Genomic DNA, 10,740 nt, shown 5'->3' with positions numbered 1-10,740 from the left:
CGGCGACCGCGTCCGGCGGGGCGACCACCGCGCCGACGGCGATGGCGGCCGCGAACGGCACCGGCAGCAGCCAGTACACCACCCCGCCCACCGCGAACGCGGTGAACAGCACCAGCCCCACCGACAGCATGGTGATCGAGACCTTCTTGGGCCGGAAGTCGATCAACGAGGTGCGAATCGCGGTCGTATAGAGCAGAGGCGGCAGCAAACCCAGCAGCACCAGTTCGGGTTCGATATCGAACTCCGGCACGAACGGCAGATACGAGGCCGCCACCCCGGCGATGGTGAGAACGAAGGGCTCACCCACATCCATTCGGCGGGCCAGCGCCGCCAACGCGACCGCTACCGCCACCAGCACGACGAGACCGAACGCCAACTCCACGAGGCTCATCGTGCCAGGACGAGTGTCCGAATCCCGCATCGGCGGGGTGTGTCCGTGCTGGCCGGTCCCGCCCCGCGCCCGCCCGGCAAGGCCGCGGCGCGCACCGCACGCGGGGTGAACGGCTCAGCCGGGCGCGCGCGGGGCGGACTCCATCGCCTTGCCGCTGTCCCGCCAGGCCGCGATTCCGCCTGCGAGACTGAACGCCTCGTATCCGGCACGCCGTGCCATGGCCGCGAAGCGCAGGGACAGTTCGCCGACCGGGCAGACGAAAACGACTGGGCGCGAACGGGAGAACGGCACACCGTGCGCGAGCATATCGTCGAGCTGATCGTCGCGAATATTGAGCGCGCCGGGCACATGCGCGATGCGGTAGGCCATGGCGCCGCGGGTATCGACGATGGTCGGGCGTGATTCGCGATCCAGGATCTCCAGCGCGTCGGGGGACAGCGTCGGAGTGCGCGCGAGCTCGCTCGCATCCGGCGCGGCCGGATGCCGGGCGCGGCCGAACAATTCGGGGCGGCGCTTGCGCAGATAGGACAGATACGGCTCGATGCGATCGCAGACGATGAACACCGCGGTCCGCGGCTGTCCGGGTGAATGGCGCACCGTGCGCAGATGTTCCAGGGCCGCCGCGTAGGTCGCGCCGCTGGTGGGTCCGGCCAGCACGCCGTAGCGGGTCGACAATTCCACCGTGGCATCCACTGCCACGGTGGCCTCGACCGCCATGATGCGGTCGTAGAAGTCCGGCTGGAACAACCCCACATCCCACATCTCGGTCTCCGAGCGAATGCCCGGAATGAAATCGCCGCGCTCGGAGACCACCGCGATCGCCTGCAACTCCGGATTGTGTTTGCGCAGAAACGTTGCCGCGCCCCGCGTGGAGCCGGTGGTGCCGAGCCCGCCGATCAGATAGTCCACGCGGGTGATGCCGTCGCGCAGCAGATCCTCGTGGATTTCGCGACCGGTGCCCTCGTAATGGGCTTCGATATTCTTCTCGCTGGTGTACTGCGACGGGTGATGCCAGGACCCGGGCGATTTCGCCATGGTCGATTCGATCACCGAGTACACGTCATTGGGCGCGGTCGGATCCGGGCACTCCGACAGGCCCGGCAGCTCCTCGATATCGGTGCCGAACAGTTGCAGCAGTTCACGCACCTCGGTCACCTTGATGCGATTGGTGACCGCGCGCAATCCGATGCCGTGCATCGCGCCCAGAATGCGCAGCGCCTTGGCGGTATTGCCGCTCGAGGCCTCGATGAGGGTCTGGCCGCGGTCGACGATATCGTCGAGCTCATCGCGGATCATGCCCCAGGCGACGCGGTCCTTGACCGAGCCGAAGGGGTTGTAGAACTCCAATTTCGCGTACAGTTCGATGTTCTCGAGTCCGTGCACGGCCGGGTCCAGGCGCAGCAGCGGGGTATTGCCGATGAGTTCGGTGATGTGGTCGTAGCGCATTACCGCACCCCGTGCCGGGGCGGGCCGACCGATTCCCGGCCCAGGGTCTCGGGATCGAATTCCTCATCGCGGCAGACCTCGAATCCGCCCGGTCGTTGCCGCACAGCGAGTTTGGGTGGCAGTGGATGCATGGACGCACGCGCTGCCGACAAATCCATATGGTAGGCGGCGGTATTGGGGAAGGCGATCACATCCCCCGAGCGTGGGCGGCGCGCGAACCACACCTTGTGATTGGTGATCAGATCGCGTTCCAGGCACAGCCGTCCGGCCAGGAACACCCCGATCGGCCCGGAATCGCCGTGCGCGTGCGCGGGATTGGGCAGCAGCAGCGGATCCACCATCACCTCCTGATCGGCGGGCGTGACCGTATCGCGACTGAGATCGAGATTGACCAGCACACTCCCGTCGGCGGTCTCCTTGACGAACTCCACCCGCGCCAGGGTGATTCCCGCATGATCGACCAGCGCCTTACCGGGTTCGAGCCACACCTCGAGCAGGTTCTCCGCGGCGACCTGCGCGAAGCTGCGCCCGCCCTGCGCGTCGAGTCCGGCATCGAGGAGATCGGCGAGCATGCGGTCGGCGGGAACGGTATTGGCGTACTTGTGGAACACCGGCGTGCCGTGCACCGCGCCGCCGTCGAGGTGGAAGCCGAAGGTGTTGCCGCCCCACGCCATCGGCTCACCGCGACCCAGCAGGGATTCGCGCAGGGCCAGGACATAGGCGTCGAAAGCGTCGGCGTCGGCGGTGAAGACCTGGCGGAAGCCGCCGCCGATATCGAGCACATCGGGGGAGAATCCCTCGAGGTAGGCGCGTTCGGTGAGTTCGAGGCAGGCTTGCACCGCGCGCAGGCGTTCACCGGGCTCACCGGAATCGATATGGAAGGCGAAGCCTCGGAAACCGATGCGGTCGCGGTGTGCGGCCAGCACCTCGAAGACCTCGTCCACCTGCCGCAGCGGGATGCCGAAGCGGCTCACCGGCGTTCCGGCGAATCCCGACAGTCGTACCAGCACGGGCACCTTCGCGTGCTCACCGGCCAGTTCGGCGAGACGGCGCAACTCCCAGATATTGTCGACATTGATGGTGACCCCGCCAGGGTGTGAGGCCGATGCACCGGTGGCCGCGGTGGCACCGGGCCACCGCAGGTCCGGATCGCCCGCCACCCCGGAACCGTGCGTTGCCCCGCGACCGTGCGTTGCCCACACGTCACCGCGCGCCCCCACCGCGAGCAGATCGCGCAGGAATGCCGCACCTTTGGGTCCGGTCACCTCGATGCGCGCCGGATCGAACCCCGCCTCCAGCGCCCCGGCCAGCTCCGCCGCGGAGGCCACATCGATCGCGATTCCCGCGTGCTCGGCCGTGCGCACGAACGCGCGCGACTGATTCACCTTGTTCGCGTAGCAGATTCGATAGGGTAGCCCGCGGTTCAGGACCGCCCGCAGCCGCGCCAGATTCTCGGCGAAGACCTGCGGAAACACCAGATGCGCGGGGGAACCGAACTCGCTCAGCGCGGCCTCGGCGGCCCCGGGATCCGCCAGGAACGCGCGCACCAGCGGATCGATCTTCGCCGGTAGCCGCGGCGGAGTCGAAGCCGTCATACCGCGGGTTCCGTGGCGGGCAGCGGTGTTTCGGTGCTCGCGGGCAGGTCCACGGTGGGGTTGTAGCCACTGTCACGTAACGCTTCGAAGGCGCGCTGGCGGTTACGGGGACTGCGGAATTCGGCGCAGACGCGCTTGGAGATCAGGTCGATATCGTGCACGCCGATATCCATCGACTCCAGGACCCCGGTAATGGTGCGCACGCAATGCTTGCAGGTCATGTCCGGGACATAGAAGATCTGCTCCGCCGCGGCGAGTTCAGCGGTGGCCGAAGCGGTCTCGACCGGGGTCTCGGTAATGCGCAACCGGTCGGCCAGGGTGGTGAAGACCTCGGTGAAACGGTCCACCACCAGCGGCAGCAGACTGTAGTGCGCGCCGTCGAGCTGATGCGGCATGGCGGCCAGGCAGGCGGGGCGGGTGCCCGGCGGCAGCAGCGCGTACTGGCGCGAGATCAGATCCAGTTCGTCGTGATACTTGGCGATGGCCTCGGCGATGCCGAGCCCCTCGGAGTGCGTGGCGCGGCGCATGACGCGGTGCGCGTCCTCGATGGTCATATCCTTCATCGCGCGCAGGGTCGCCACCGATTCGGCCGAATAGCGCACCGTGCCATCGGGTTGCGTGGTCAGGGTGACCGCGATCATGCCGCGCCGATAGCTCGAAGCCTGCAATTCCCAGAACCAGCGGGTCGCGACCGCGCTGTACAGGCCCGAATCGCGCATGCCGAGCGCGAATTCGACCGGGGTGCGATACGGGGTCCACCGGGCCAGCAGCGCATGCTGGGCCAGCGCCCGCCCGCACGCCTCGATGCCGACGCGGAAGATGTCCAGGGGCTCATGATCGGTGGTGGTGCCCGCCAGCACGGCGCGCTCACGATCGGTGAGACTCGAAATACGCTGTGCCAGCGCCGTATTCGCGCCCAATTGATGCCACAGCACCAGTACCGCCTCGCGCGTGGCGATCGGCACGATCGGACCCAGTCCGCCGGAGTGGAAATGCCCGGTATTGAGGATGCCGTCGCTGTCGGTCCAGGCGATGCGGTGCGTGGCGCTGGTGACCTGGTCGGCCCGGCAGGGTCGCATGAACCGCTCCAGATACAGTCGCTGCGACAGCGTCAGATGCGATCCGGGCTCCGGACGCAGTGGCGCACAGGTGTATTCGATACTCGCGGCCGCCGGATTCGCCGTGCCCTCGAACAGTCCCGGCCGGGCCAGCACGGCCAGCACCCGCGAGGCGGCGCGCCGGTCGTAGCGGGGTTCGTGACCATTGGTCGTCATGAGGAGACCTCCTCGGCAATCGTGGCGACACTGCGGGTGAAGCGGTCGATCTCGTCGAAGGTGTTGTAGATGTGGGTACTCACCCGCACCGAATCCTCATCTCCCGGTTCATTGTTCGACGGTACGCAGTGCGCGCCCGCGCGCACCAGGAAACCGAGTTCGCCCAGGACGAAGCCCAGATCGTTGGCGCTGATGCCGTTGAGGGTGAAAGAGGCTATGCCGTAACCGGTTTCACACGGGGCGTGGGCGGGGCCGGGCAGGAAATCCAGGCCGGTGATCGGTCGCAGACCGGTGATCAGGCGCTGGGTGAGGGCGAGATTGTGGGTGCGGATGGCATCGGGGCCGAGATCCTCCAGCACCTCCAGGGCCGCGCCCAGGGCGAGAATACCCGGGATATTGGGGGTGCCGCCCTCCATGCGCTGCGGCATCGGGCCCGCGCGCAGTCCCGAATCATCGAGGAAGACACCGGAATTGCCGCCCGGAAGGAAGGGGGAGAGCTCGGGATGGCGTCGGCGGCGGCAATACAGCACCCCGGTGCCGGGCGTCCCGAACATCTTGTGCCCGGCGAAGATCGCGAAATCGGCGTCGAGATCCCCGACATCGACCGGCAGATGCCCGCCGCTCTGACTGCAATCGAAACACAGGGCGATCGAGGGGTCGATCCGGCCGCGCAATTCCTCGAGGGTGGTGAGCGCGCCGAACACATGGTGCAGATGACTCACCGTGATCAACCGGGTGCGGGGACTCACCTTCGCGGCGATGTCCTCGACGTCGGCTTCGCCCAGGCCGTTCACCCGATACGGCACCAGGTGGATGGTGCGGCCGAATCCGGCCAGCAGTTGACGCAACTGCACCCACGGATACACATTCGAGGCGTGATCGCGTGGGCTGTACAGGATTTCATCGCCCTCGCGCAGGGTGGTCAGCCCCCAGGACAGCGCGACCGCATGGAATCCGGCCGTCGAACCGCCGGTGAAGACCACCTCATCGGGCTGCGCGCCGATGAATGCGGCCATGCGGTCGCGCACACCGTCGATCTCACGTGTGAGACTGGTCGCCCACGAATAGGTCCCGCGTCCGGCATTGGCGGTGCGGGCGCTGTGGTACGCGGTGACCGCCGCGATCACCGACTCCGGTTTCTGCGTGGTCGAGGCCGAATCCAGGTAGACCTCCCGGATTTCGCGCAATGCCGGAAACATGCGGCGTGAGAGCGCCGCATCCCGGGCGGGCGGCTCGGGATGCCGCGCGGGCGCACAGGACCGCACCGTGCCGCTCCCTCCTCAGGAGTACGCGCTGGACGCCACCAACGATACGCATATTTTCACAGCGACTCGAAGGTTCTCGCGGGCAAGCGGTTTCGGGCACCGGCTCGGTACCGCCGGAAACGACGCTCAGCGTTCGGGGCCGCCGGGATTGCACAGCGCGTTCACCGTCTCCTGATAGCCGACCGCCGGGCGCCACGGCTCCAGATTCCAGCTCGGCTTATCGGGCCGCACCAGGCGCGCCCACTCCCAGTGACAGATGAATTGGTCACGCATACCGGGTGTGTCGGCATCGGGGGAGTCGACCAGCACTTCCTGCCAGGCGCGTTCGCCCGCGGACGGGAAGGTGTCCTTGCGGCCCGCCTCGGTCGGGTAGACCAGCAGTCGGCGGCCGTCCACCGCATCGGTCCATTCGGTGCGATCGATGAGCGGTTGATCGGCGTAGGTGTCGACCGGGGGCGCCGGCGAGAGCGTCGGATCGGCGATGGGCTGTCCGGTCGCGGTGGTGGCCGGTGCCGCGGTGAGCGGGCTCAACGAGCCGACGATAACCGGCGATGACTCTTCGGCCGCCCCGCAACCACTCAGCGAGACCGCCAGTGCCAGCAAGCCACCCGATAGTTTCCAGCGCTGCCGCATCGGTCGCGCCCCTTTCCGTTCCCCGGAATCGTATCGGGCCATGTCAACCACGGTCATCGGGTCATCATGTTCGCATCATCGGCGCCCGGACCGCGGTGTCGCGGATTTGCCAGCGGTGGCACATTGGCCCAGACGGCACCTACGATGTCACGGCCGGGCGGTTCCGTGAAAGCGGGAGGCGTCCCGGACCCGTGGTACCGGATGTGGTTGCCGTCCCGAGCGCGCCCGCGCGCGGCGAGGGAAGGCTGGGAGACTGTAGGGGCAGGATGAACACACCGACAGTGAAATGTCTTGTCTGGGAGGTGGACAACTCCCTGTGGGACGGCGTGGTCTGCGACTCGACCGATGGCGCACTGCGCGCCGACGCGGTGCGCGCACTGCGCATTCTGCGCGAACGCGGTGTCATGCACGCCGTGGCCAGTCGCGGTGAATTCGCCTGGACCGTCGCGCAACTGCGCAAACACGGCTTGCACGACCGATTCGCCGTGGTGGAGGTCGGCTGGGGCAAGAAATCCGCCGCCATCACCCGCATCGCCCACACCCTGGGCGTGGACCTGGAGCAGGTCGGCTACATCGACGCCGAACCCCTCGAACGCACCGAGGTCGCCCACGCCCTGCCGCAGGTCCGCTGCTACGCGGCCCGGCACGTGGACGTCCTGCCCGCCCTGCAGGAATTCCGCGCCCCCGTCGGCACGGTCCCGCCCCCGACGTCCCCCATGGGTTTCGTGCACATCCACGCTCGCTGAGAGTTTCGCGAGGCTGTGACCCGGGTCATCGCCGATCCGTGTCACTGTTCGCGGCCGGACGGTGTCACCGAGTCGACCGCATCACCGCGGACCATCGAAGTTGTTCGAGCCGCTTCAAAGCCTCGTCCATACCCACAACGCTCCTTTGCGGAGGGCTCGCACGGGGCATCGGCCTTCGGGACAGACGAGACAAGGGTGCGGCCCCGCACCGTTGCCGACCGCTTCACCGCACAATTCGGCACCACCCCCACGCCTTCCGTCCCTGAAATATCAACGGCCCCTATCCATCTCAGGAGGAAGTACGCTGAAATAGGGCATCGAAGCTACTCGGTGAGAACCATCCACTTCTCCGGGTCGGGTAAGGGTACGAAGCCGATTTTGGCGTAGAGGGCGTGGGCGTCGTGGGTGGCCAGCATTATCCGTTTGATCTTGTAATGGGCTAGGTGGTTGCGGACCGCGGCGGCGAGGCGGAGTCCGAGGCCGGCGCCGCGGTGGCGCGGGTCCACGTAGACGTCGCAGAGCCAGGCGAAGGTGGTGAGGTCGGTGACTACTCGGGCGTAGGCGACCTGGTTTCCGGCTCGGTCGTACACGCCGAAGTTCAATGATCCGCGTACCGCGCGCTCGACGACCTCCTGTTCGCGGCCCAGGGCCCAGTAGGCGTCGGTGGACAACCAGTGGTGGACCAATGCCACGTCGATCCGCTCGGTATCGGTGTCGATCTCGTATTCGTCCGTTATCGCCGTCACGATCGCGATGCTAGCGGTGCGCTGCGGGGTTGTTCACGCGAATTTGTGGCAGCGGGCGTCGAGCATGATGCCGTCATATCCGGTCCGGAATGTGGCCCGGTGGAGCGGTGGATACTGCGGGAATCCGTTGGTGGGTGCGGGAATCGCCGTCGGTGATCAGGCGATGCGGCGCAGGCCCGCCAGGAGGCGCTTGACCTCGGCGGCGGAGACGGCGTAGTCGTCGCTGTCCTCGGCTATGCCCTCGTCCACCCAGCCGCGCAGGAGGGAGGACAGGTCGGTGCCGCGTTTGCGGGCGATCTCCTCGGCGCGGCGGCGCTGGCGGACGGTGAGGCGGACCGTGGTGACGACCAGGGTGTCCTCGGCGGAGTCGGGGACGGCGGCGGGCGGGGGGAGCACCTCGTCGGCGGCGATGGTCGCGCCGAAGATCAGTTCGCCCGCGGCGGCGGCGGCGGCGAGTTCCTCGGCTTCGGCGAGGTCGCGATACTCGTTGTGGCGCTTGCTCATTGGTTCGCCTCCCATTCCTCGAAAGCGGTCACCTGGTCGGGTGTCATCGGGGCCGCGTAGACGATCTGATGATCGAATCCGCCCAATGGGCGCAGGACCACCAGTATCGGAGTCCCGGCCGGGGTACGAGTCCACACCGACAGGCCCGGTGCGCCGTTCTTGGTGAACACGGCCTGGACCCAGCGGCGTGGTGCGTCGGCCAGTGCCCGGAGCACCTCATCGGTGGTCAGACCGCCATTGAGGTTCATCGCTGCCGAGAGCAGCCACTCATAACCCACACCTATGAGAATACAACGAGCATCTTCGCAGTTCGAGCCCCGATTCCGGGCGCGGAATCGGGGGTCGAGGCGAAAGTGAGCCGAATCAGGCGGATTCGCTCGTGCCGCCGCGGATCTCGACGATCGGCAACACCAGCGCGGCCGGGGCCGAGGCGGGCACCGCGGGCCGGTTCGGCGGCACCGGCGCGATGCGCCGATATCCGGTGCCGGGCGCGGGCCGGGTATCGACTTCACCCTTGTTCGGCCACATCGCCGCCGCCCGCTCGGCCTGGGCGGTAATGGTCAGCGACGGATTCACCCCGAGATTCGCCGACACCGCCGAACCGTCGACCACGCTCAAAGTCGGGTAACCGTAAACCCGGTGGTACGGATCGATGACACCGCTCGCGGCATCGGCCCCGATCACCGCTCCGCCGAGGAAGTGTGCGGTCAGCGGAATATTGAACACCTCACCCCAGGACCCACCGGCCACGCCGCCGATCTTCGCCGCTACCGCGCGCGTCACCTCGTTGCCCGCGGGAATCCACGTCGGATTCGGTTCGCCGTGCCCCTGTTTGGAGGTCAGCTTGCGCCCGAACAATCCGCGCTTGGTGTACGTGGTGATCGAATTGTCCAGATGCTGCATGACCAGTGAGATGATGGTCCGCTCACTCCAGTTCTTCACCGACATGAACTGCAATAGCGTCAGCGGATGCCGCAGCACGGTCAGCAGGAATCGCAGCCAGCGCGGAATCCGCCCGCCGCCATCGACCATGAGCGTCTGCAACAGGCCCATCGCATTGGAGCCCTTGCCGTAGCGCACCGGTTCGATATGGGTGTCCGCGGTCGGATGAATCGAGGAGGTGATCGCCACCCCGCGCGTGAAGTCGATATCCGGATTCACCTTGCGCGTGGCCGCACCGACGATCGATTCGGAATTGGTGCGGGTGAGTACTCCGAGCCGATCCGACAGCCCGGGCAGCGTGCCCTGATCACGCATGGCGAACAGCAGCTGCTGTGTCCCCCGGGTTCCCGCGGCGAGCACCACATGCCCGGCGGTATAGGTCTTGGGCTGCTTGCGGAACCAGCTCCCGGTGCGCACGGTATTCACATCCCAGGTGCCATCGGGCAAGGGTTTGACCGCCGATACCGTCGTCATCGGAATGATCTGCGCCCCGGCCTTTTCCGCCAGATACAGATAGTTCTTCACGAGGGTGTTCTTGGCATTGTGACGGCATCCGGTCATGCACTCACCGCATTCGATGCAGCCGGTGCGCTCGGGCCCGGCCCCACCGAAGTACGGATCGGCGACCTTCTTACCGGCCTCCCCGAAGAACACCCCGACGGGAGTCTGCACGAAGGTGTCACCGACGCCCATATCTTCGGCAACCTGTTTGAAGACCTCATCGGCGGGCGTCATATGCGGGTTCTCGACCACTCCGAGCATCTTCTGCGCCTGCTCGTAATAGGGCAGCAGCTCCGCACGCCAGTCGGTGATGTCCTTCCACTGCGCGTCCTCGAAGAACGGCTGCGGCGGCACATACAGCGTATTGGCGTAATTCAGCGATCCGCCGCCGACGCCCGCGCCCGCGAGAATCAGCACATCGCGCAGCGGATGAATCCGCTGAATGCCATAGCAGCCCAGTTTGGGCGCCCACAGGAATTTGCGCAGATCCCAACTCGTCTCGGGGAGTTCGTCATCGGCGTAGCGCTGACCGGCCTCCAATACCCCGACGCGATAACCCTTTTCGGTGAGGCGCAACGCGGTGACGCTGCCACCGAAGCCGGACCCGACGATCAGTACATCGAAGTCGGTCTCGCGTCGGTTCATCACAAACTCCCTTGTCGTCGTCGACAGTGTGGCGGCGGTTACGCTAACGCGG

11 protein-coding genes are annotated in these 10,740 nt (G+C 66.8%); 1 reads left to right on the top strand and 10 read right to left on the bottom strand.

From position 1 onward, the window contains the following. The 6 genes from NA10_RS04880 to NA10_RS04855 form a co-directional block, all read right to left on the bottom strand. A partial coding sequence (locus tag NA10_RS04880; RefSeq protein WP_174562471.1) for a cation:proton antiporter domain-containing protein occupies positions 1-391 on the bottom strand: 391 nt, incomplete at its 3' end. Positions 392-505: 114 nt separating this feature from the next. Then, positions 506-1,837, bottom strand: a complete 1,332-nt coding sequence (locus tag NA10_RS04875; protein WP_067563847.1) for a pyridoxal-phosphate dependent enzyme — start codon at positions 1,835-1,837, stop codon at positions 506-508. Continuing rightward, positions 1,837-3,432: a type III PLP-dependent enzyme domain-containing protein gene (locus tag NA10_RS04870; protein ID WP_084514303.1), complete on the bottom strand. Its 1,596-nt coding sequence runs from the start codon at positions 3,430-3,432 to the stop codon at positions 1,837-1,839. The genes NA10_RS04875 and NA10_RS04870 overlap by 1 nt, the downstream gene beginning before the upstream one ends. Then, positions 3,429-4,706, bottom strand: a complete 1,278-nt coding sequence (locus tag NA10_RS04865) for a heavy-metal-associated domain-containing protein (RefSeq protein ID WP_067563844.1) — start codon at positions 4,704-4,706, stop codon at positions 3,429-3,431. Before NA10_RS04865 ends, NA10_RS04870 begins: the two co-directional genes overlap by 4 nt. Further along, complete coding sequence (locus tag NA10_RS04860) at positions 4,703-5,971, bottom strand: aminotransferase class V-fold PLP-dependent enzyme (protein WP_245677035.1); 1,269 nt, start codon at positions 5,969-5,971, stop codon at positions 4,703-4,705. The genes NA10_RS04865 and NA10_RS04860 overlap by 4 nt, the downstream gene beginning before the upstream one ends. Before the next feature lie 126 nt (positions 5,972-6,097). Then, the gene (locus tag NA10_RS04855; RefSeq protein ID WP_245677034.1) at positions 6,098-6,661 is read right to left on the bottom strand and encodes a DUF2599 domain-containing protein; all 564 of its coding nucleotides are present in this window, start codon (positions 6,659-6,661) and stop codon (positions 6,098-6,100) included. Positions 6,662-6,870: 209 nt separating this feature from the next. Here NA10_RS04855 and NA10_RS04850 point away from each other — a divergent pair, with 209 nt between their 5' ends. After that, positions 6,871-7,350 (top strand): HAD family hydrolase, encoded by a 480-nt coding sequence (locus NA10_RS04850; RefSeq protein ID WP_067563838.1) that lies wholly within the window; start codon positions 6,871-6,873, stop codon positions 7,348-7,350. 323 nt (positions 7,351-7,673) lie between these two features. On the opposite strand, the gene NA10_RS04845 is transcribed toward NA10_RS04850, so the two are convergent. The 4 genes from NA10_RS04845 to NA10_RS04830 form a co-directional block, all read right to left on the bottom strand. Then, on the bottom strand, positions 7,674-8,096 hold the full coding sequence (locus NA10_RS04845; RefSeq protein ID WP_245677032.1) for a GNAT family N-acetyltransferase: 423 nt from the start codon (positions 8,094-8,096) through the stop codon (positions 7,674-7,676). Positions 8,097-8,252: 156 nt separating this feature from the next. Continuing rightward, positions 8,253-8,600: a hypothetical protein gene (locus tag NA10_RS04840; RefSeq protein ID WP_067563833.1), complete on the bottom strand. Its 348-nt coding sequence runs from the start codon at positions 8,598-8,600 to the stop codon at positions 8,253-8,255. Further along, positions 8,597-8,878, bottom strand: coding sequence for a hypothetical protein (locus tag NA10_RS04835; RefSeq protein ID WP_067563830.1), 282 nt, complete (start codon positions 8,876-8,878; stop codon positions 8,597-8,599). The genes NA10_RS04840 and NA10_RS04835 overlap by 4 nt, the downstream gene beginning before the upstream one ends. Positions 8,879-8,963: 85 nt before the next feature. Further along, positions 8,964-10,688, bottom strand: coding sequence for a GMC oxidoreductase (locus tag NA10_RS04830; protein ID WP_067563828.1), 1,725 nt, complete (start codon positions 10,686-10,688; stop codon positions 8,964-8,966). Positions 10,689-10,740 lie beyond the last annotated feature (52 nt).

Source organism: Nocardia acidivorans NBRC 108247 (assembly GCF_001625085.1).
Classification (GTDB): Bacteria; Actinomycetota; Actinomycetes; order Mycobacteriales; family Mycobacteriaceae; genus Nocardia; species Nocardia acidivorans.
The sequence above is the reverse complement of the archived record's forward strand: the minus strand, read 5'-3'. Positions and strand labels throughout refer to the sequence as shown.